At 51.5% G+C, this 20,430-nt stretch carries 22 protein-coding genes; 8 read left to right on the top strand and 14 right to left on the bottom strand.

Annotated features, from left to right (window positions below; all coding sequences use genetic code 11):
- From GOX45_RS21525 to GOX45_RS21565, 9 genes are all read right to left on the bottom strand, one after another.
- Positions 1-194, bottom strand: a 194-nt coding sequence (locus GOX45_RS21525; RefSeq protein ID WP_171103985.1) for a ParB N-terminal domain-containing protein, incomplete at its 3' end; no start/stop codon positions are given.
- Positions 195-603: 409 nt separating this feature from the next.
- Positions 604-1,176 (bottom strand): hypothetical protein, encoded by a 573-nt coding sequence (locus tag GOX45_RS21530; RefSeq protein WP_170743321.1) that lies wholly within the window; start codon positions 1,174-1,176, stop codon positions 604-606.
- A gap of 79 nt (positions 1,177-1,255) precedes the next feature.
- A complete protein-coding gene (locus tag GOX45_RS21535; RefSeq protein WP_171103987.1) occupies positions 1,256-1,423 on the bottom strand; it encodes a hypothetical protein in 168 nt (55 codons plus the stop codon).
- A gap of 132 nt (positions 1,424-1,555) precedes the next feature.
- The gene (locus GOX45_RS21540) at positions 1,556-2,677 is read right to left on the bottom strand and encodes an alanine/ornithine racemase family PLP-dependent enzyme (protein ID WP_171103989.1); all 1,122 of its coding nucleotides are present in this window, start codon (positions 2,675-2,677) and stop codon (positions 1,556-1,558) included.
- Positions 2,674-3,873: a DUF1611 domain-containing protein gene (locus GOX45_RS21545; RefSeq protein ID WP_170576373.1), complete on the bottom strand. Its 1,200-nt coding sequence runs from the start codon at positions 3,871-3,873 to the stop codon at positions 2,674-2,676. The genes GOX45_RS21540 and GOX45_RS21545 overlap by 4 nt, the downstream gene beginning before the upstream one ends.
- A gap of 92 nt (positions 3,874-3,965) precedes the next feature.
- Positions 3,966-4,820, bottom strand: coding sequence for a hypothetical protein (locus GOX45_RS21550; RefSeq protein ID WP_170452331.1), 855 nt, complete (start codon positions 4,818-4,820; stop codon positions 3,966-3,968).
- A complete protein-coding gene (locus tag GOX45_RS21555; protein WP_170452329.1) occupies positions 4,810-5,163 on the bottom strand; it encodes a hypothetical protein in 354 nt (117 codons plus the stop codon). The genes GOX45_RS21550 and GOX45_RS21555 overlap by 11 nt, the downstream gene beginning before the upstream one ends.
- 3 nt (positions 5,164-5,166) lie before the next feature.
- Entirely contained in the window at positions 5,167-5,424 is a 258-nt protein-coding gene (locus GOX45_RS21560) for a hypothetical protein (RefSeq protein ID WP_254446136.1), read from the bottom strand.
- A 497-nt stretch (positions 5,425-5,921) separates the two neighbouring features.
- A complete protein-coding gene (locus GOX45_RS21565) occupies positions 5,922-6,674 on the bottom strand; it encodes a Crp/Fnr family transcriptional regulator (protein WP_170499212.1) in 753 nt (250 codons plus the stop codon).
- A gap of 135 nt (positions 6,675-6,809) precedes the next feature.
- Between GOX45_RS21565 and GOX45_RS21570 the strand changes: the two genes are divergently transcribed.
- Positions 6,810-7,043, top strand: a complete 234-nt coding sequence (locus tag GOX45_RS21570) for a hypothetical protein (RefSeq protein ID WP_170743324.1) — start codon at positions 6,810-6,812, stop codon at positions 7,041-7,043.
- 835 nt (positions 7,044-7,878) lie between these two features.
- Here GOX45_RS21570 and GOX45_RS21575 read toward each other — a convergent pair.
- A complete protein-coding gene (locus tag GOX45_RS21575) occupies positions 7,879-9,381 on the bottom strand; it encodes a hypothetical protein (protein WP_171103991.1) in 1,503 nt (500 codons plus the stop codon).
- Positions 9,382-10,003: 622 nt separating this feature from the next.
- Here GOX45_RS21575 and GOX45_RS21580 point away from each other — a divergent pair.
- From GOX45_RS21580 to GOX45_RS21590, 3 genes are all read left to right on the top strand, one after another.
- Positions 10,004-10,198 carry a hypothetical protein gene (locus tag GOX45_RS21580; protein WP_171103993.1) on the top strand — a complete coding sequence of 65 codons (195 nt, stop codon included), beginning with the start codon at positions 10,004-10,006 and terminating at the stop codon, positions 10,196-10,198.
- Positions 10,199-10,296: 98 nt separating this feature from the next.
- Positions 10,297-10,707, top strand: coding sequence for a cupin (locus GOX45_RS21585; protein WP_174838678.1), 411 nt, complete (start codon positions 10,297-10,299; stop codon positions 10,705-10,707).
- Positions 10,708-10,993: 286 nt separating this feature from the next.
- A complete protein-coding gene (locus GOX45_RS21590) occupies positions 10,994-11,368 on the top strand; it encodes a VOC family protein (RefSeq protein ID WP_171103994.1) in 375 nt (124 codons plus the stop codon).
- 109 nt (positions 11,369-11,477) lie between these two features.
- Here GOX45_RS21590 and GOX45_RS21595 read toward each other — a convergent pair whose 3' ends face one another.
- A complete protein-coding gene (locus GOX45_RS21595) occupies positions 11,478-11,813 on the bottom strand; it encodes a hypothetical protein (protein ID WP_171103996.1) in 336 nt (111 codons plus the stop codon).
- A 362-nt stretch (positions 11,814-12,175) separates the two neighbouring features.
- Between GOX45_RS21595 and GOX45_RS21600 the strand changes: the two genes are divergently transcribed.
- Positions 12,176-13,981, top strand: a complete 1,806-nt coding sequence (locus GOX45_RS21600) for a caspase family protein (RefSeq protein WP_171103998.1) — start codon at positions 12,176-12,178, stop codon at positions 13,979-13,981.
- A 455-nt stretch (positions 13,982-14,436) separates the two neighbouring features.
- Here GOX45_RS21600 and GOX45_RS21605 read toward each other — a convergent pair whose 3' ends face one another.
- Positions 14,437-15,069, bottom strand: coding sequence for a TetR/AcrR family transcriptional regulator (locus tag GOX45_RS21605; RefSeq protein WP_256415738.1), 633 nt, complete (start codon positions 15,067-15,069; stop codon positions 14,437-14,439).
- Positions 15,070-15,105: 36 nt separating this feature from the next.
- Here GOX45_RS21605 and GOX45_RS21610 point away from each other — a divergent pair, with 36 nt between their 5' ends.
- On the top strand, positions 15,106-15,579 hold the full coding sequence (locus GOX45_RS21610) for a cupin domain-containing protein (protein WP_171104001.1): 474 nt from the start codon (positions 15,106-15,108) through the stop codon (positions 15,577-15,579).
- Positions 15,580-15,621: 42 nt separating this feature from the next.
- Positions 15,622-15,969: a hypothetical protein gene (locus tag GOX45_RS22185; RefSeq protein WP_254446137.1), complete on the top strand. Its 348-nt coding sequence runs from the start codon at positions 15,622-15,624 to the stop codon at positions 15,967-15,969.
- 136 nt (positions 15,970-16,105) lie between these two features.
- On the opposite strand, the gene GOX45_RS21620 is transcribed toward GOX45_RS22185, so the two are convergent.
- Both GOX45_RS21620 and GOX45_RS21625 read right to left on the bottom strand, forming a co-directional pair.
- Positions 16,106-18,667 carry an ATP-binding protein gene (locus GOX45_RS21620; RefSeq protein ID WP_171104003.1) on the bottom strand — a complete coding sequence of 854 codons (2,562 nt, stop codon included), beginning with the start codon at positions 18,665-18,667 and terminating at the stop codon, positions 16,106-16,108.
- 46 nt (positions 18,668-18,713) lie between these two features.
- A complete protein-coding gene (locus tag GOX45_RS21625; RefSeq protein WP_171104006.1) occupies positions 18,714-19,193 on the bottom strand; it encodes an oxidoreductase in 480 nt (159 codons plus the stop codon).
- A 135-nt stretch (positions 19,194-19,328) separates the two neighbouring features.
- Between GOX45_RS21625 and GOX45_RS21630 the strand changes: the two genes are divergently transcribed.
- Positions 19,329-19,943, top strand: a complete 615-nt coding sequence (locus tag GOX45_RS21630; RefSeq protein ID WP_171104008.1) for a response regulator transcription factor — start codon at positions 19,329-19,331, stop codon at positions 19,941-19,943.
- The last annotated feature ends 487 nt before the right edge of the window (positions 19,944-20,430 follow it).

Here is a 20,430-nt window from a genome sequence, read left to right on the forward strand (position 1 = left end):
CGAATGGCCTCTAGTCGGTGAAGGCCTTCAATCAGCACGAACCTCTTGTTGTCCGCGCGTATCTGGATCGGGGTCTTCTGGCCGTTCTTCAGAATATCTTCGGCCAGCGTCAGGACTTTTTGCTGATCAAGTGTTTTTGCACGCTTCACAGGTACATAGATCAGGTCGAGCGGGTATGGTTTCTTCTCCAGCATAAGCTAAGAACGGTTCGAGTCCAAACCGCGCGTACGCTTCGTCTTCAGCACCGATTACCGATCGGGTTCCACGTTAAAAGGCCCGGGTCAGCACCAATAAGATAAAATGAGATATGATCAGAAAAGCTGGTAAGACCGGCGTCAGGTTATCAGCGACGCCGAGCTAACCCAGGGCTTACTGATACGCCATTTCGCCACGCGCTCAACCCCTTGCAGCGTCGACAAATCCGCTCTCCGAACCCTTCGCTCCAGAATGGCGTTCTGCAACGAAGACACGGGCGTTCTTGCGGCACGTCATTGTGGGCGCGAGCCATGATCGTATCTGCGTCGTTGTCGAAGTCTTCCATCAGTTCTTAGCCTCGATTTCTGTTTTGGTTTATACAGCGACTGGAAAAGAAAGTTCCGAGCCCTAAGCCTTGAGATTGAAGGAGCTGCCTGGTTCAGACTGTCCGATGGGACGGCCTGTAATCCGAGGGGTTTTAATAGGACGAACTGGCATTCCTTCGTTCTCAGCAGCTTGGACAGCGAAAGCATACCGAGAACCGCTTGCGCATCCTCGTGGTATGGCTCGTTGATCTGATGATCCGTCGTCTGCCTCAGAAATGAGCGACTCCGAGTAGAGGTGCCGAAGTTGAGTCTCAGACACACCATCCGCTTCCATAATCAATTGCACCATGGGATCGGCCAAAAGTTGGTCGAGCAAGAACTGCGACAACTGCTTTGAAGACAATTTATCCTTTGCGCGGGCTCTCTCCAAATCAGTAAGAGAAACGGTCAAGGTTCGCGCCAGACCGGGGTGAGATTTCCGTGGAAGCAGAAAGATTAGCACTGATGCTTTCCAGGCTTCTGGATCCAAATAATCTGGTGGTGCGGAAAGCTCAGTTTCTATGTCGTATTCGCCCGCCGGGAGTAATTCGTCAAAGCCAGGGAAAGTAAACGGCCTGGAAAAGACTGCGATTGTCTTGCTGATTAGTTGGTTCATTTGGGTAGTTCTCCTTTGCTGATACCGCTCGCTCGGAGATGTAAACAAGAACAAGCCACCCGCTCCCGGCAGGGTATTATCAGTTTTGAGGTTTAGGCTTTGATTTTTCGGGGACGGCGTCCTGCCCTTTCGACGTCACTTCTTTTTTTGACGCGTCCGCATCGTTTTCCTTCAGTGCGGCAGCCGCTCTGGTCGTCAGGTCTTTGAAAGAGATCATTTTGATCCTTTGATTGTCCGCAACACCCACGAGCCCAGATAGGGTGTGAAAAGTGAATGCGGCTACATCCAATATAGGGATTGGGTGCCTCATTTACTACGTAAAGCCGTAGAATAAGACGGGTGGCTGAAGCAGAACCGAGGCGGCGGCAACCCTGGCGCGCTACTTTCGCTTCGAATATGGGCGATCAGTGTTCGCTGGGGTGCAGTCAACCAATGCGCCATCACCATGGAAGACTTTTGCTACATCAGGTGCAGCCATGCCGCGCGAGAGCGCGCTATAGTTCAATTTCAGCTTTACCTCGCCACCAGGGCGAAGCAGACAATTGGTGTTTTCAACAACGATATGATCACTGGTGGCTCCGACGAACGTGACGCCAGCAGGGAATATTAGACCCGCTGCATCGGTGTCCTGGAGTCCAATGCCAAGGATCGACCGAGTTTTCGAAGGACTGTCTAAAGTCACACACTGCATAGAAGGTATAGGATAATTCAATTGCAAGGAATTTGGATTTGATTTGGTCTTCGTTTCGATCACTTCCGCCCAAAGCGTGAAAACATCTGTGTAAAGCCCGTCGATCGCGTACCCCGAAACGGGATCGGTACCCAGCAGGATGGCCTCACCCAGACGCAGGTTGTTGATTTTTCCGGTCGCCCCCTTGCCAAGCGCCCATGGCAAACTGGCAGAACCGCCGCCTGACACTGTTTCCAGAGCGGGTCCACTTGCAAGTTCGGTGTCGGCGGCAAGCGACGAAAGCAATTCCATTGCTCCTGCAGAGGGTGCCACATGACCCAGACAGGTAAAATTTGCGCCAATCCCCTTCAGAGAAATCCCTTCCATTCTAAGAATTTGAGACACAGTGCCCTCAAGGTGTTCAGGCAAGATGCCCTCCCGCATATCCCCCATTTCCACCATCAGGATAATATTGTGAGTAATGTTCTTCCCCAGCGCCTCGATGGCCAGGCTGGCGATAATGTCCATCTCAGTGTTGAAGCTGACATCGCAGTTATCAAGGACTTGCGCGACCTGGCTCAGCATGGGCGTTCGGATCAAGGATATGGAGCACGAGATTCCAGCATCGCGCATACGCATGATATTGCTGATCCGCGCGTCCGCCAGCCCTGTCGCGCCACCTTCAAGCATAGCATTTGCAATCTCAGGATGACCGCAAACGGCTTTTGTCACACCTGTCACCGTAATTCCGCGGGGTCTAAGGTGGTCGACCAGGAACCGTGCGTTGTACCGAATTTTGTCCAGATCAACGTCGATACGCAGCTTACTCATTCAATCGTCGTAGCACGTACGGGTTGCAAGCGCGGAAAGGCAGATAGAACCATATTCACCAAGTTTTTTGGAGGACGGTTCAATGCGTCAGTGACCGGGAGATACAATTTGCAGTTGTAGTCTGTGATGGCCTTTGAAATCTCAACATCATTCATTCCTTCATGGTTGATCGTCATGCCAATTACCTCTGTGTTCGCAAAAGCCTCGATCAGGGTGATTTCATCGCAAGGGTCGGGCATAGTCATGTTGGGGAAATCACATCGACGTTTTCGTTTAGGCGCGTGTTGAAGAATAACTGCATGTGGCTGACTGCCTCGCAGAATAAAGGCTGATGTGCAAAAAGCCGGATGGCTTAGCGCGCCCTGGCCCTCGATCACTATTACATCCGGGTGCTCACCCTCGGATGCCGCAACGACAGCGCGCTCAAGTTCGCCACAACAAAATTGCGGCGGCACCGAATCCATCGCGACACCATACTTGGCGCCCTGCATCAAACCAGTTTGGCCGGTGCCGACCAAAACTGTTTTGATCCCATGCGCGTTAAGTGCGCCTGTCAGGATTGTCGCGGTTGTACGCTTTCCAATTGCACAATCGGTGCCGAACACCGCGATGCGGATCGCCTGGACGTCTCCAATACTGCCATCTAACAGGCGCAGGTCGGGATTTGGCCGCGGCTTGCGAATGTCGCGTATCGTGACATCGTGAATTTTGGCAAATCCGGCGAGCTCCTTGTCATCGCTAAGAAATTCATGCAGCCCACTGACGATGTTCATTCCGAGCGTTATCGCATCCACAACAACTTCGCGATCCTCAAGGGACATTCTGCCGCTGGCCGGCGCCATTCCGTAAATAAACGTGTCCGGGATCGTAGCTTCATTAGCGACGGCGGCATCAAGATCATCGAAGATGGGAACCTGATTTGCGACATTGTCAAGCACTTTGCCACTGTCACAACCGCCATACGTGCTGTCGATCACCGAAAGAACGCGATAGGCCTGTGAATGTCGAACGAGACCATTAGCCGTCTTGCCATCGATCTTTGCGAAGTTTCCTTCGCAATACACAATTGCAGTCGGTGTATCTGTCACAAGTGTCTTGCGGTGAAGCTCTGGAAAAACTGCTTGTTCAGGCGGCAGCTTTTGCGCATCGCTGGCAATGAACTGCTTGGCATCCGACGCAATGGGTACGGGTTTCATATTTGTTCCTTTTTAGATTGTGAAACGCGCGTCCTTGGTAAGGACGGGCAAAAATTGTGAAGTTTGGGAAAGTGGGCTTTCTGTCTGAATTCTCACTGGTTCAGAACACACAGCCCTTCTGATCGATGATAGTTTTTGTGGCATTGCCACCCATTGCCGGATCGGTCGATATGGGCATTTGCCGGTAGCTCGATTGCATTGCAGCGATCACCGGACGCCTCGTAGCCACGTTCGCATTTCCATCCAACTCCATGGATCGCGTCATCGTAGAAAGCATTTTCAGGCACAAAGACGGCATCGCATCGTCCGTCGCGCTCAAAATACCCACGCTCGCACGTCCAGGGACGCCCGCTGGTTGATGCGTTCAGAAAAGCGTTTTCCGGCACCGCTACTGCCACGCATGCTTCTCCGTTTTTTTCGTAGCCACGGTTGCAGCGCCATGCAGATCCATAAGTGCTATTCGTCAGGTAAGCATTATCCGGCACCACGATTTTCTGGCAGCTATCGTCTACTCTTGTGTATCCACGCAGGCACCGCCACCTCTCACCTGATGGATCGAGATATCCACCTTCAGGCACAATCACTTCAGTGCATGAGGTGCCGCCAACTTCAACAAAGCCGTGCATACATGCCCACCCTGAGCCGTAGGTTCTGTTTGTGGGGTAGGCATTTCCCGGCACGACAATGGCAACGCATTCTTCGCCATCCAACCGATAGGACAAATCGCATTCCCAACCGTCGCCATATTTTTTGGGATGCGCATTATCCGGGATCGAATTTGTTTCGGCCGATGCGGGATTTGATGAGATAAAGGAGCCCGCCAAGCAGCTGAAAACGCCGACAAACAGCGCCGTCATAAAGTGAGAGTAAAACCAGTGCTGATTTTTTCGATTTGTCCTGGTGCAAACGGCGTTGTCCGAATGTTGAGTGATTGAGTTACGATCCATCCAGGTTCAGCCCCTCAATGCAGGCCTGTGCCAGATCTTTGTTGGGGGTTTGGGATCCCGGTACCGTTGCCCAGCCGGCTGCCATAACGGCATCCTTTCGCTTGAAAGAAGAAGCTTCTTTGATCGTTGTTATTTTTTCGGCGCGTTGGGTGTCAGTTCTCGCCATGTCGACGCAGATCGGAACCAACGCAGCGATTACATTGTCGCGGGACATGGCGTTGGCCATCTTGTCCGCGTTACTGCCGGTCATCCATCCACCCCAAGAAAATCCAACTACGCCTACGAAAACTCCTCCGATCAGGGCGCCGTAGATTCCGGGTTTAAGCCATTCGGGCGTGTTCATAATCTATTCCTCCTGCGGGGAAAGCGCCGCATCGCTGTCATTGTTAGATGTGGCCAAGGTTTGGTCTTGCTTGAGCGCCAGTTCAAAATCTTCTGGGTCAATTGGGCGCATTTCCGTGCGACCTGGCTTGCTGCCTTTGCCCTGAACTGTCAGGTAGGTTCCGGTTCTGCGATATGCTTCGAAACTCAGGCCCTGTAGTAGTTCTTCTTCAACAACTACTTCATACTCGCCTGCAGGAAGTTCATCCGGGTAGCCGGACAAAGAGAACGGATTTGAAAACGTCACCAAAGAACTGGACGATCTCGTGCTCACCTTGGTCCTCCATATAGTTTGTTGGATCTTCCCCGCGCAGTCTGCCGCGGTACACGCTCGTAAGCGCCGCGGTAGTACTGGCGTTGTGATTTAGAATAATGTGCAAATGGCAGACGCGCGCTGATCGATGTTAGTCTGCGGCCAATGACCTGAGATTTTATTGGAATCTCAAATGCATTTGGTGCCCGAGAATCCGGTACTGCCAAAAATTGACTAACCTGCGTCAGTGCAACGATGTTTGGATTCCGGCAACGTGATGTGTGTTGGCGGGATATTTGCTGGCGTGTTCTTAACGAGTATTTGAGAAGCGCAGGAAATCCAGTACCGCAATCGGACTGTATTTATCTTGCGCTTCTTTTTCGGTGAAATCCAAAATCTGCCGAAGCGAATGGCGTCTCTAACCAGGCAACTATCATCAAAATCCCGGCATCGCTGAAGGGGTGAACCTATTGCTTCAACAGTGGCCCGGCCTGATCCAGATAAGTGGGGTCAAAACCGGCCAACGTCACCAGTCCGTCATAATCATCAAATGCCACTTGCCCGGATTGAAAAGTAACCAACCCCTTCTCCCGCAGTTGCCGTAGGACACGATTAACATGCACGGCACTCAGTCCCAGCGCATCGGCAAGGTGGTATTGTGTCAGGGGGCAAGTGTATCCCGTCTTGTTTGCCATCCCGACCTGAGTCAGCCTCACACCAAGTTCCAAAAGAAAATGCGCCATGCGCTCACCCGCATCTCGCCGTCCTATGTTGACCAGGTGCTCAACCACCATCGCTTCATCTCGAGATACCGCCCAAAGAATTGCTGTCGCCAGCCGGGGCGTCTGCGCAAATGCTTCCAGGAGATCATCCACTACTACTTCAATGGCTTGGATTTCCATGATTGGTTCTATGCTGTGATCCGAGGTGTGCAACAGAACGCTTCGCAAGCCCAGAAAGTCACCCGGTATTTGGAAATCGACGATCTGACGCGACCCGTCAGTCTGGGTTTTGTAGGAACAAACCCAGCCCGAGGCCAGAATGTAGGCCGCCTGCTCTGATTGCCCTTGATGCACAAGGTCACGTCCGGCTTCAAAGGTTCTGCGACGCTTGTGCAGGCGTGCCAATACCGCAAGTTCAACCTCAGTCAGAGCGACGAAGTTTGAAAGCTTTCGGGTGAGTGGACTATTTTTGATAGTGCGCAAGTGTTCTTCCTTCATCGATGAGCAGCCCGCGAAACTATCCGACGCCAAGACTGCTTTCGATCAGTTAAGTATACAGCAATCTATGCCAGTATGGTGCAATTCATCGTGGCGCTTCCATGCTTGGACGCCTGTTAGAAAAGGACGTCTACCATGGCTGACCGGCAAGACCATTCAGGAATGGCGGCACTCTCAATTTGTGAAGCGCTTTTGCTTGCAATTAAAGATCGTGAGCTTCTGCCCGAACATGAAATTGTGGGAGTTCTGCATGACGCAGCTGCTGCCCACGAAACAGCAGTCGGCAATAACGATGAAAAGGACATGCACCAGGCCGCCGCAGTTCTGATAAACAAGATCATTGCTTCCGGCTATCGCGTTCGGCAGTAACGTTAATTTCCTGTCAGAAAAACAAGATTACGCTTGTCAAAAAAGCATAACAACAAATAGAAGCACTATTGGTGCCTCGTTCCTGATCAATTCAAACACGAAGCAGGAACCAAAGTTCCAATCTCTGCAATATCTCGACTTTATGAAAAATTCCACGACCGCGACATACTCCCTCTTCCTCGCCACCTGCATGAGCCATAACGAGAATTTGCTTACTGGCTGAAGGCCCGCATGGCCTGTCCTGCTGCACTGCCAGCGACAACGCAAACGTTGGCTTTGTTCGGCGTCTAAGCTGCTGATCCTATGTGCCGCGAAACTAGAGTTTGATAGTATCGCATCATCATAGCTTTGAATGACCGGTCTGGCGACAACAGCTGCAACGCAGCGATGAATGTGCTGCGACAGCAAATCAATGCTGCGTCAGCAATTGCCGCAATCGCACAAGTCCGGTTTGTCCGCAACTCAGACGTCGGATACCAGCGCAGCGAACGACTGGTTTCGATTTGACCTTTTTTGACCTCGTTCAGTGACCGCTTTCGGCAAATCGCGCTGCACTGCCGCGTCGCATCCAGTGAGGCAGACGTTGTAGTAGTTCAATCGCGTAATGCAGTTATGGCGGGCAGCAGCGCAGTATCGATAAGGCAAGCCATAGGTCTGACAAATGCAGACTATGTCAGTCTGAATGTGCGTGGCGCGAGATTCATTTTTGATCGCGGTCACTTGGAAACGTGTTAACAAGTGGTTAACCAGATTTCTCGCATGTCGCAGGGTTACATCCTGAACTGCGGGGCGCGGAAGACATCATGCAACGCAACTGTTGCAACTGGTTGCAAAACTACGCGTTCGAGGTCGGCAATTGATCGGCTGCAAGCGGCGGAAAATCGCGAAGTATACTTCGCAGGAGATTTCTGTCTTCTGCGACTTCAGAGTGTTGCGTCGGTCCGTCATCGAAGATTGCGTCATGCAAAGTAACAATCAGATCATTTCGGTAATGACGAGCGTACCGTACCGCAACCCAACGTGACCCATCAATGAATGTCTTAAGGTCCTCGTGTTCCGGATGCACCGCGCGACATCCGCTGCGCCATCTATTTAATGCGTGCCAAGTTCTGACTGGGTAAGCGCAGGGGCGATGGCTTGCTCGGTTCTCGCGGTATGTTTCGAGGTCTTTGATATCTTCGTTTTCAGCTTTGTTCAGTCGTGCGGCCAGACCTAGGAAAGAACGTTCACCAACGCTGATACCCCTTTCGGGAGTGTTCACGCGCGAAGGGTCGAACGCATATCCCAGCCATTCAAACGGTTCTCCATCCGCTATCGATCTCTGTTCCATCGTGAGCGAACCTGCCTGGCATTGACCGGCGAAGAAATCAGCCAAGGCTATGATCATGCTGCTGCGCGCCTCCGGTGTCCGGGCCATGACGATGATATCATCGTGACAGACCAGATACTGGGCGTCATCAAGTGCGTTCGGAAGCCCGGTTAAGAGCATCGCAAAGATGATCGGCGATGCAGCGCTACCTTGGGCGATGCCTGTTGGGCAAAGTTCGCTTTGGATGTCACTGTGAACATAGGTAGTACTAATAGAACCCAGAACCTCGGAAGAGGCATGTTGATCCTCTCGTTGTTCCTGTCGGCGCGATGTCGCGCCCACCCGCAAGTTGTAAGCGTGGTTGTGGTTTAGACGGTGGACTGCAAGGATTTGCTCTTGCTGTCCGTTTTCCGGGGACGTGTGTGGATCATCCTCACATATCCTTGCCCCTTGTCGAACTTGAACATGCCGCTCCGATGCGGTTTGCTCTTGTTGACGAGGGGACTTTCCATCTTTCCAGCCAGTGAGGTACTTACGCCAGACGCAGTCTTCGCCGTGTTCGGATGAACCACTGCGTGGGTTCCGGGTGTTATCTTCACTTGGTGGATCGACTTCTTCGAAGTGTCGGTTTCTGAGGTCTAAATTCCGGGCGATAGTCTCCTTTGCTAGGGGCAGGGAATACAGGGCGTCGGGATCGACGCTGCCGAAGGCATTTTTGATATCGAGGGTGGCGACATACACGTAGCCGTCTTCCAATTGGCGATGCACTTTTTGGGCGGCGGCGTCACGGCCATTACTGCTGTCATGCGGATCACCGGACTTCGCGCCGTATAGGTTGCTGGGGCGATCCCATTGTGCGGCGATGGCGTCGGCGATCATTTTTTGTGCCGCTTTATCTGCGACACTGTACATACAGACGGGTCTCCAGCCGCCGGAATACTTCGCCTGCCTGAACCATCTTATTGGTTTGACGCTCGTCTTGAACACGTCAACGCGCTGGGCGATCTTACGTGCGGTCTCAAGGTCCAAATCCGGTCTGACCTTTAGGACATATGCCGTCTTACAGGTCGTGGAGTGGAAGAAGTTGCGTGTCGCCCTAATCGTCTTGCGTACGTTCCCGGTACTGTAGTGCATCCGGATTTTCTTACGTTTATCGGCAGCAATATTGTACGCCTGTTGTACAGCCCTGAGGGGCCAGTGTTTTCGTCTGGTGTCGTGCTCATGAGATCTGACTTTTAGGTTGGATGTCGATTTGAGGAAGCTGGGGACGGCTGCTCGTGCAACCAGTTGCACTGAAAATCCGCCCCCACTCTCTCCGACAGGAAACTGCGTTTAATTGGAGGTTTGGTCGCCAAAGTGCGCGTTGAACCAACCTAGGACCAGAATAATTGGGAACACCAATTGCCATGCGAGGAACAGACATACTGCAAACTCAGTGCTTGACCGGTAGCCCACGCACCCGAATGACATCAATCCCTTAAGGGCATGCCAAGGAGAAGCAAACCGCTTCACCATGGAACCACGTAGAAAAGGCCCCGCCGAAGCGGGGCAGAGTGAGCGAGGCAATTTAAGGCAGTCTCATTTGAGACACCCCCAACATCCCAGACGCGAATAAAGAAAACCTATTGCTCAGATTAAAAGGAAGGCAAGCATGTCTCAATTCTACCAAAATGGCACTTTCTTAGGCGCTGGAAACTTCAAGCGGGTCGCTTTGACATCTTTCGAAAGGGTGAAGATTCAGATTGCCGCCACATTGGAACGTTCACAGCAGGAACCCCAAAAAAACACTGAACAGGCCGAAGCCGATATCCGCGCCGACAAGGAACTAAAGAAGTTAATCTATTGATAGGGCACCGACTGGCCATGTCACAAAGCAGTTATTCGATTAGACTGTTTCGATGTCTGCTTCCGAGCCCAATTTGAGTTTTGCTGCTTTTCGTCACAATGTCTTATGTTGACTTGGGCTGTTCAAATAAGAAGGGCAAAAAAGTGAAATTCAAAAAGTTGTACTCAGACGCCCAAGGCGAAAGCCATTGGGAAGAAATTGAAGTTGAACTTGAAGAGCAAACATTCGCGCCTCCTGCGAAAGCAATCGAAATTTCAAAGCCCGAGGCGGTTACGCAAACCATGTTTTTGAGGCTCAAGAAAGGCTGGGATGAACCAGTTCATCCTACACCCGTCGCTCAAAAGCTCATTTGTCTTTCTGGTGCGGTACGAGTGACCGCGAGCGATGGCGACTTCAAGGATATTGGTCCAGGCGACGTTTGGCATATGGAAGACAAGCACGGAAAGGGTCACCACACAGTTGTAACAAGCGACGAAGACTTTCTGTCTCTGATTGTACAATACGAGTAATGGCGGTTCTCCTGATCATGTTATACGCCTGTCCGTATTCTTCGCAGTATTGGTCGTCTGAATAGTGCTCCGAAACCTAGGTGTCATCTAGTTCCAATGAGTGTAGGCTGTTCGTGTTTGTTTGACGAAACCGATATTCCTGGCTGTTTCGCAGCGCTTTTCATCCAATCCAAGGCACACAATTCATTGGCGAAAATGCCACTGCCAATTGTGTTGTTTGGTATTGGCCAAATCCTGAAAGGGGTTTCATGTATATTTTGTTCGAGCGACTTTCTAGGAACTAATAATGACACTGACAGCTTTCGACCACGTAAATGTACGCACAGCCAACCTTGATGATATGGTTGATTGGTATGGACAAGTGTTGGGTCTCTATCCAGGAAAGCGACCGGATTTTAACTTCCCCGGCGCCTGGCTGTACTTGAATGACGTTGCGGTCGTGCATTTGGTTGGGGTGAGTGAGGATCCTGTTGCAGGTGGGAACCCTTCTCTGGAACACTTTGCCTTCAAAGCAACGGGCTTGGACGAATTTGTTGGCAAACTTAAAAAGCTTGGCATTGCCCATACAATTGATCCAGTACCGGGAATAGCGCTTGTTCAGGTCAATCTGAGTGACTTTGACGGCAATCATATCCACGTTGACTTTGAAACCGAGGGATAACCGGTCTTAGGCGCTATTGGCTGCGAAGTGCACCGACCCGATTGCTCGGTACATTTCCATCATGACCTCTATGGCGGTCTCAAACTTTGGTGCGAATTCGAAGGCGTTTTCACGCAACCCGCATCATCAGGAGCATTGCAAGAAAGGCGCATCCTATGCCCGCAACTTCGCGATATCCGATTGTTTCGCCGAAGATAGCCCAACCCAGGCCGCAAAGAACTATCAACGACAACATCGAGTAAGCCACAGCCGCTTGCCCAAGAGACACATTGCGCATCGCAAAATACCAAAGGATGGCTGAAAAGGCATAAAGTAGGATGCCCGCAATCATAGGTGGTGACGTAATCGCCCGCGCGCCATCTGCAGCAACCTTTATGAGCAGGTCGCCCGCGATGACCACCGCTGCAGTGAAAAGAGAAAACAAAATACCGTAAAGAACGCTCATAGTAACTCCAACAAAAAATGCGGCGCGAAATGCATGCGCTCACAAGAACATGGTCCGCTAGAAGCTAGTCTCTGTCAAATCTGACGAATTCTAAGCCGACAGATTGGTTGTGTGACCCGCTTCGCTGACCCACATGACAGAATCAACGTAATTGGGTTTATTAGAAGAGTTAGTGCTCGTGTTGAGTTGCGAGCGCGCGAGATTTTGTATGTCCTCCCTGTCAACTGGGGCCGTTTGGTTAATCATGCTTCTTTTGGAAATGATAAGTTCTCAGCGGATAGAGATCCGACGCTTGGGGTATCGTTCTTTCTTGGTTAGCGCTCCGAGACAGGTGGCAACGATCAGATAGAAGTGAGGTAGCGGTGCTTCATAAATTTGTTCTTGTTTGTGTTCTGGTATTTGGGGCACTTCCCGCTCTTGCTGAGAAGCGGACGGCATTTGTCGTCGGTAACGCGGACTACGCCAACGCGCTCCCACTTGCGAACCCGGTTAGCGATGCTCGCCTCGTTGCGGAGACGTTGGGCAGGTTGGGTTTTGAGGTCACACTCGCGACTGACCTCAAAAGGTCGGAGCTGGCCGCTGAATTCTCGGCTTTCCTCAACGAGACCGAAGGCGCCGAACTAACGCTCTTCTACTACGCTGGACACGGGATGCAGTTCGAGGGGCGAAACTACCTTTTGGGCACCGACGCTGCTCTGCAAAGCGCCTTCGACGTGCAGAGCGAAGCGCTGCCGCTCGACCGGATCGTCAAGATGCTTGAAGAAAAAAGCAGAGCTGCGCTCGTCTTCATAGACGCCTGTCGCGACAACCCACTCGCAACCGACTTTTACACAAAGAATTACTCGCCGACGCGGGCTCTCACGACGCGCGGTCTGGCGCCGATGACAGGCCGCTTCCAAGGCTCGATGCTGATGTTCGCAGCTTCGCCCGGACAAGTGGCCTATGACGGCACCTCGGGCAACTCACCATTTACAGAAGCTTTGGCCCGGCACCTTCCCACTGAGAACGTGGAGATCCTGACATTGATGAAGCGCGTGATCCGCGACGTTAAGGCCGACACTGAGAACAACCAAGTGCCGACGGTCACGAACGACCTGGCGTTGGAGGTCTATCTCAACCTCGGCGAAGACGGTCAGGGCGCGGTGATCGCGTCGGCGCAGGAGGAGGCGATATTCGAGGCCGCGATGGCTATCAATACCGAAAGGGCTTGGGACATTTACCTGAAGCGCTTCCCGAAAGGATCGTTGAGCGAATTGGCGCTGGCGGCGCGCGAAGAACTGACGGCCCAGTTGCTAGCCCAGGCACCAGGAAGCGAGGTTACCGATAGTGGCCGGGTGACGGTCTCGCGCGAGGCAGCAGCCTCGGCCGAGCGCACTCTGGGGCTCTCGACCGAGGATGCGCGTATTGTGCAGGCGGCGCTGAATGAGCGCGGCTACAACGCCGGATCGGAGGATGGCGTGATCGGCCAGCAGACGCGGCGGGCGATCGCGGATTTTCAGGCGGCAGCCAAACTTCCGTCGACCGGAGTAGTTACGCGCGGCACGGCCGAGGCCCTGGGGGTCCCCTTGACAGCCCCTGAAGAGAGTGATCGGGTCATTTATGCGTCCAAAGACGCGCGCAAATATGACCTGCAACAGCTTGCGCTTATCGAGACCGACGAACGCCTGCTCGCCGCTGTCCGCGTACTGAGCGGCAAAGACCTCGTCTACGGTTTTTTCGATGGACGGGTCTATATCGCCGCCCTGATCTGGGAGAACATAAGCTGGGACGATGCGCTCGCCCTGTCCGAAGCAGCGGGCGGCCACTTAGTGACTCTGACCTCGCCGGCGGAAAACAGCTTCGTCTTCAATCTGATCTCCGACGATGACCGATTCTGGAGGCAAACCAACGTAGGGACACGGCTATCGGAGGCAGTGGGCCCACATATCGGTTTGTACCAGCCCCCCGGTTCCCGAGAACCAGCAGGCGGGTGGAGATGGGTGACGGGTGAACCATTGAATTATACGAACTGGATGCCGAACAACCTCGACAACTATGCTGATCGTGAACACCGGGCAACGTTCTATAACAACGAACCATATCGTGCCCGCGCGGGGAGGACACCTCCATCACCTCAATGGAACGACATTCAGACCGGCATAAGATCCCTCATCATAGAAATCGAATAGTGCGGGCAACATCGACGGTGATGTCCGCGGTGTCTTACGTAGCCAAACTGGACGTGCCCGACAGACTGATTCTTCCTTCGACGGTGGCCTTCGCCTCGAAGTTGGGAGCCGGTTTTAAAGATTCGTCCATGGTGTTTGCAATGCTCGGCTACTCAGCCGATTTGACATCCTATTACGCGCTCGGGGCTGGAAACGGCGCCGTACCTGACGGTTGCAGAGTTTCAAGTTTCACCTTCGAACCGCCTTGGCAATCGAGACCCATGCCCTCAAGGGAAAAATATGTAGCGACAGCCACCGACAAAGAGCTGGGATTTATCGCCTGACCATCGATTAAATATGCGGTGCCGAACATTCATGCGCCGCGCGGCATCGGACAAAATGGGCTCGAGGCAGACGTTCGCAAAATCGCGAAGTATGTCCGCTCTGCGGACTATTCGGACATTGGCGACGTCACTTCATGCTCCTGGCAAATACTTGTCCAACAACGCGTCAACGAGGCCTTCGAGCAATCGATTGCCGGTCTTCTGATCGACACGAAGAATATCCTCGAGTATGATTAATTGCTCCATTCCCGAGGTCATTGATAGGCGCTGTGTCAGAGCTTCGAACTCGCTTGGTCTCATCGCGGGGCGGATCGGTTCGAGCGCTTCGGCAAAGGCAGCCAGTCTTCTCGCGCCGCGCATTTTGACCGTTCCGTCTTCCAACGCAGCCTTCAAGGATTCTGCCAGAAACTGACGAAAGTAGGCTTCGTGATCGCGAGAAAAGTCGAGATAGTAGCGCGCCACGGCGTGCACGCGACTTCGAACGTCATCTATTCCTTCTAGAAGCTCGGACGTCGGTGTCACCTCGATGTCTAATGTGGCATCAAGGGCCAGAACCCCGGGGTCTGAGAAGTATCTGTAGACCGTCGCGCGACTGGTCCTCGCACGCTCTGCCACCTTGGCCAACGTCACTTCTTTTCCCTCGGACATCAGCTCTCGTGTCGCGGCTAGAAGAGCTTCGCGAGTTCTATTCTTCTGGTTGGTTCGGGGTGCCAAACTGATCTCACTTAATGATACACTTGTCTCATAAATAGAATTGTGTACCATAAACGAATAGAATCGCAAGCATTGGGAACAGTCGAAATGACGCAGCCTCGCCCTCGAATTTATCACCTTCTCGGAAATCTCCTGACGTTCCACGCCTTTCCGGCGGACACCGGAGATCGCTACACAATTGTTGAAATCAAAACCGCCCCAGGTGCTGGTGCGCCGCCCAATCATCACGCCGGCGAGGACGAGAGCTTCTTCGTTCTGGAGGGAGAATTTGAGTTCTTTGTAAATGGCGAAACGCGCGGTGTCCGGGGCGGAGATTTCGTAAAAGTGCCGGAGGGAGCCGTTCACGCGTTCACGTGTACTGGAGAAACCCCGGGTCGCTTGTTGTGTATTAACTCGCCAGGCGCGATGCACGATACGTTCTTCACCGAGGCTGGTGAGGCAATGCCGGATGGAACGGCAGAAGTACCGAAGCCTGACGGGCCTCCCGATATCCCGGCAATCATGGCCGTGGCTGATAAGGTTGGCATGACCATCCTGACGCCCAACGAAGCGCCTGCCTAACCCGAATACAGCGCACAAACCCAAAATTCGGGAGCATGAGAAATGAACAGAGTTCTGTTGACCGCCGCGGGTGTGCTTCTGCCACTATCGGCCTTCGCGGAGCCGAGCGTCGAGCGAGGAGAGTATCTGGTTCGGGGACCGGCTGCCTGCGGTAACTGCCACACACCACAAGGTCCAAACGGACCGGACATGTCGAACGAGTTGACCGCCATGCGGACAAAGCTGCCGTTTCTTCAGAGCGGCGTATGTGCGACCGTAGAGGCCCGAGGCGCGATATATGGCATTGATCGTGGCGCTCTTGGCCTGTGCGGGCGCCTTCTTGCCCGCTTCGACCCAAGTTTTTTCGACCAGACCAACAAAAACACCCGCCGAACAGCGTCGGCGGGCTAAGAACGATAGTTTGTTCCGGTGAGTGAGTACCGTTCTTTTGTTTTTGATCTCCGCATTATTTGCTGCCGATAAATTTTATCAACCTACCAATTAGAATAGCTCGGCAAGACAGAACTCGCCAAAAGTAGACAAAAAACTAGCTAGTGTGCGGGCGCGAACCGTCAGTTTTCTTACAGAATTCTAGTTTTTCCATTCTCCGGCGAGTCTCTTCGGTCTCTTGCTTTAAGCGGCTTAAAGCGATTTCTAGTGAGTTTGTATCTGCCTCGACAGCTTGCTTACGGGTGTGCTCAACAACTTTCGTCAACGAGCGAAAACCGAACAAAGCGGCTGCACCGCTGAGCTTATGTAGGTGGGATGCTAGTTCCCTTCTCTCATTCAAATCAGGAAGCATCTCGTGTTCCACACAGAAATTGAACATCTCTTCGAAGAATTCCCGCAGAGCATCCTCCATTTGAGCTTGACCTAGTGTATCGCCAAGTTCTTGCAGTATTTTTGTATCAATTAAAGATGCATCTCCCCTCACAGGGCCCGAATCCAACGGTTCTCCCAGCAATACCTTTTGGAGATCCCGGAGGCGAATTGGTTTGGTTGAATAACCGTCCATGCCAGATTTCAGAGCATTTTCGAGATATTCCCCTTCATCGTAAGCAGAAAGCCCGTGAATCCGACTGATTTTGTTCGGGCCACCCGACATTCTGATCCTCTCAGTCAGTTTACACCCATCAGTGTCAGGTAAACCAATGTCCATAAGAATGACATCATGCTTTGTGCTCATTGCCAATTCGTATCCTTCGTCCCCTGAGAGCGCACTTTGAACGTCGTGACCCAAGCTTGATAGCATTTCACAAAGAACCGAGTTGTTGACGGCGTTATCTTCAACGACGAGAACAGAAAGTTTCTGCACACTCGGGGCGGATCTTACTGAGTTTAAGTGATCGATCTTAGGTCCATTTCGCAGAGAGTCGGACGCTTTTTTCATGGGTATAGTTAGGGTAAAATGACTTCCGCGTCCCAACTGTGAGCAAACAGTAATGTCTCCCCCCATCATCCTCGCAATTTTTCTTGAAATTGGTAGTCCAAGACCATCTCCCCTAGGCAGTCGACCTTTGTCTAGTGTAAGAGTCACATAGTCTTCGAAAACTTTTTCAAATTGGTTTTCTGGTATCCCGTCTCCCGTGTCTGAGACAGTCAAAATTAAGTTAGTGATCTGCTGCGAGATGTTGCCGCGCAACTGGACATTGACACTTCCAACGGAAGTAAACTTGATAGCGTTTCCAACCAGGTTCGTGACGATTTGGCCGACACGCACTTCGTCAGCAATGAAGTAGCCGTACAAGTCAGGATCAAGGTCGGTTTTCAGTTTCAATCCTTTTGCCATCGCCAATGGTTGAAGAATTGCAATGACTTGCGATATTTTATTGTGTGGGTTGAACTTAGCAGGTGACAGAACCGGAGATCCAGACTCTATTCGCGCAATATCAAGGGCTTCGTTTACCTGCTTCAGCAGAATTTCTCCAGACGCGATGGCCACCTCCAAGAAGTGGCTTTGTTTCTCCGTATGGTCTGTGGTCTTGAGGAGGTCCAAAACTCCTAGGATGCCAGTGATAGGAGTTCGCATTTCATGGCTCATTATCTCCAAGAACCGAGATTTTGCCCTATCAGTTCGCTCTGCTTTCTCCTTGGCCTCCAATAGCGCTCGCTCATTGCGCTTTCTTTCACTTATGTCCCTCAGGTAAACGGCAACCAAGGGGCTACCGGCCTTTGAAGCCCTTATGACATTGACTTCAGCCGGGAATTCCTCCCCGTTTCGCCTAGTCCCTAAAATCTCAACTCGCTTATTTTCAGAAAACCCAGAAAGAAGATTGGGAAGTTCGGTATTATCGGCCTCATTACCTTCTTGAGAAGGTACAGCAGGCAGAATCGTGCCTTCAATTTTTCTACCTAAAACTTCCTTCTTCTTCGAGCCAAAAACATGCTCAGCAGCTTGATTAAATTCTACAATTTCTCCCTTCTCATTTCCAATCACTATAGCGTCAAGCGAAGCTGAAACTGTCGACTCTAACCGGGCTGTCGTTTCGCGAAGTGCGAGGTCGCGCGTCCTTGATATCCGCAACATTCTGTACAAAAACAAAAGCACAGCAGCCAATAAAATGACGACCGAAGTTGCGATCACACCGGCATTTCTAAGAGTTGATGAAAACTCTTGTCGGCGAGCTTCAGTTCTTTCGGCTCCGATAGACACTCCCAGCAACGACAATTCTCTTGCCACTGGCTTGTAAAGTGTCGTCAAGTCGAAAAGTTCATCAACAACAGCGGGTAGGCTATCGCTTTGAGTAAGTTTGGTAGCTTCTTCGGCGAATTGTTGGAGTTGTTGCAACAGCTCCGTAGCACGGTTATCGCTCTCGATTATTTCTCGAGCGACTCCCTCACTAACGAGGTCTATTCGGCTCAAGGCGATTTGGGTCTGTATGTCGATCCTTGCATTGTCGGGGCTGAGACTTGAAGATTCCCCAAGCAAAACAGAACGCAAATTAGCAAACTCAGTGTCCAGCTGCAAAATTGTCCACTGGGCATTTTCGTTACCAGCAGTGGACAAAGTGCGCTGTTCAAGCCAAAGATTCCGCCCCAAGGCAACCACGAGCGCAACAAGAAATAACACGGATGCCGGAATAAGAATCCTGGCCAGTTTATCTTGCATCACAACTCCCCGAGTCTCTGCCTTTTAGATTAGAGTCGCTTACAACTCATTCGAGGAGAACAATTCGTTGCAACTGCCAGATTGAGCGAGCGAAAGTCGACTCTGTCTGATAGTCAGGACTGTCGTCAAACGGAAACACTATCCAGTAAGGTCCTCTTTCACGAACCGATATTGTGGCGCCGTCAATACGGGTCGCAATTATCGGCACTTCCGCCTCCAACTCTGCAACGGGCATTTCTATTGAATAGTCGTTTAAAGCGAATAGTTTAAGCAGACTACCTTCGGCGTTGAGGTGCCCGAGCAGGCCGGAAACCGGCACGCCGCTGAATTGTCGGACTCCGTCAGTCCAAATTGTAGAAGTAGAGAAGGAAACCTGTTCCAACGAATCCAAGTCCTCCAATGAGAGTTCTATTTGCTCTCCCCCAACAAGTACTACCGTCAATTGAATTGAATTTTGTGCGTTAGCTGATGAAAAACACATCGCGACAAGTGCTAAACCGATGCTCAGAGCACTTTTTGATATCATAGAGTTGGCCTCCCCAAATGCATGGTGTTACAGTGATGTTACCATTTAATTGGGCAGCGAACATACTGTAAGGAAAGTCGAGCCAATCGCCGCTTGGTGGACAATAGTTCTTTTTCGGAGGCACCCTAGTCGTCGATGCATACCATTTTACTAGCCGATGATCACCAACTGGTTCGCGACACCTTGGCCGCCTATCTGACAGAAAAAGCTGGGTTTGAAGTAAAGGTAGCTTCTAGCGCTGAGGAAGCATACGTATCGCTTTCAGCTTTCAGAAACATCGATCTCGCCATTATCGACTATCAGATGCCAGGAATGGACGGGTTAGAGGGTCTAGTGAGACTCAGATCGCGGTTTCCAAACCAGAAAACAGTGATAATTTCCGGAGTGGCCTCTCCTGAAGTTGCGGATAAAGCCATTGAACTTGGGGCGCTCGCCTATTTTCCAAAGTCTATGCCTGTGGATTTGATGCTAGCTAGTATCAACGAACTGATTGCGAATAATCCTGTTGATCACTCTAGTGACAATTCTCTGGAACAATCTGAAGACAGACTGAAAATCTATGGCTTAACAGCTCGGGAGAGGCAGATCCTACAGATGCTGGCATCAGGTCAATCCAACAAATCGATAGCGCAAGATTTAGGTTTAAAAGAAGTAACCGTGAAGTTTCATATAACGAATATTCTCGGAAAACTGCGGGTGAGTAATAGAACACAAGCCGCTTTGCTAGCAAATTCGAACTCCCGGCTTTAGTTAGGACCTTTTGAACGCTCGCCCGATCGATGTGAAGTATCCGATTTGCTCAGTTCACGTTGCTTTTGTGGACCCGCCCCTATCCTAGACCTTAGTCTTGTTCGCGAACTCTAGAACGGTCAGTAGTAAACCCTGCGTTATGCTCGAGCGCAGAAAAAAACTCAGTGAACTTGGAAAGCGGCAATATTAGCCTAACTTATTTTAGAGGAAAACAAATGAAGCATTCAAACAATCGGATCAAGAAGCTGGTTCGAACGCTTTTCGTCAAGCATCGTAAAAAAAATTTGTCGCTCCGCCCACAGTTGGGAGGAGCGACCAGAATCGATTAAATAAAGCAACCACTCACCGATTGCTACTTTAGTATAGGAAATCTGAATGCTGGAATCGAGAAAAAACATCGGTGTGACGTGATTGAGTTAAACTCGTAGCTGTTCAGCCTCTGCTTCGATCCGCGCAGCAATGTTCACGCCGTCTCCAAGCAGATCTT

This window comes from Ruegeria sp. HKCCD7255 (assembly GCF_013031565.1).
Taxonomy (GTDB): domain Bacteria; phylum Pseudomonadota; class Alphaproteobacteria; order Rhodobacterales; family Rhodobacteraceae; genus Ruegeria.

What these genes read in the sequence shown, in the direction of transcription:
- GOX45_RS21530 (WP_170743321.1), bottom strand. Translation starts at nt 1,176, where the DNA reads ATGAACCAACTAATCAGCAAGACAATCGCAGTCTTTTCCAGGCCGTTT.
- GOX45_RS21540 (WP_171103989.1), bottom strand. Translation starts at nt 2,677, where the DNA reads ATGAGTAAGCTGCGTATCGACGTTGATCTGGACAAAATTCGGTACAAC.
- GOX45_RS21545 (WP_170576373.1), bottom strand. Translation starts at nt 3,873, where the DNA reads ATGAAACCCGTACCCATTGCGTCGGATGCCAAGCAGTTCATTGCCAGC.
- GOX45_RS21550 (WP_170452331.1), bottom strand. Translation starts at nt 4,820, where the DNA reads ATGGATCGTAACTCAATCACTCAACATTCGGACAACGCCGTTTGCACC.
- GOX45_RS21555 (WP_170452329.1), bottom strand. Translation starts at nt 5,163, where the DNA reads ATGAACACGCCCGAATGGCTTAAACCCGGAATCTACGGCGCCCTGATC.
- GOX45_RS21565 (WP_170499212.1), bottom strand. Translation starts at nt 6,674, where the DNA reads ATGAAGGAAGAACACTTGCGCACTATCAAAAATAGTCCACTCACCCGA.
- GOX45_RS21570 (WP_170743324.1), top strand. Translation starts at nt 6,810, where the DNA reads ATGGCTGACCGGCAAGACCATTCAGGAATGGCGGCACTCTCAATTTGT.
- GOX45_RS21580 (WP_171103993.1), top strand. Translation starts at nt 10,004, where the DNA reads ATGTCTCAATTCTACCAAAATGGCACTTTCTTAGGCGCTGGAAACTTC.
- GOX45_RS21585 (WP_174838678.1), top strand. Translation starts at nt 10,297, where the DNA reads ATGTCTTATGTTGACTTGGGCTGTTCAAATAAGAAGGGCAAAAAAGTG.
- GOX45_RS21590 (WP_171103994.1), top strand. Translation starts at nt 10,994, where the DNA reads ATGACACTGACAGCTTTCGACCACGTAAATGTACGCACAGCCAACCTT.
- GOX45_RS21595 (WP_171103996.1), bottom strand. Translation starts at nt 11,813, where the DNA reads ATGAGCGTTCTTTACGGTATTTTGTTTTCTCTTTTCACTGCAGCGGTG.
- GOX45_RS21605 (WP_256415738.1), bottom strand. Translation starts at nt 15,069, where the DNA reads ATGGTACACAATTCTATTTATGAGACAAGTGTATCATTAAGTGAGATC.
- GOX45_RS21610 (WP_171104001.1), top strand. Translation starts at nt 15,106, where the DNA reads ATGACGCAGCCTCGCCCTCGAATTTATCACCTTCTCGGAAATCTCCTG.
- GOX45_RS22185 (WP_254446137.1), top strand. Translation starts at nt 15,622, where the DNA reads ATGAACAGAGTTCTGTTGACCGCCGCGGGTGTGCTTCTGCCACTATCG.
- GOX45_RS21620 (WP_171104003.1), bottom strand. Translation starts at nt 18,667, where the DNA reads ATGCAAGATAAACTGGCCAGGATTCTTATTCCGGCATCCGTGTTATTT.
- GOX45_RS21625 (WP_171104006.1), bottom strand. Translation starts at nt 19,193, where the DNA reads ATGATATCAAAAAGTGCTCTGAGCATCGGTTTAGCACTTGTCGCGATG.
- GOX45_RS21630 (WP_171104008.1), top strand. Translation starts at nt 19,329, where the DNA reads ATGCATACCATTTTACTAGCCGATGATCACCAACTGGTTCGCGACACC.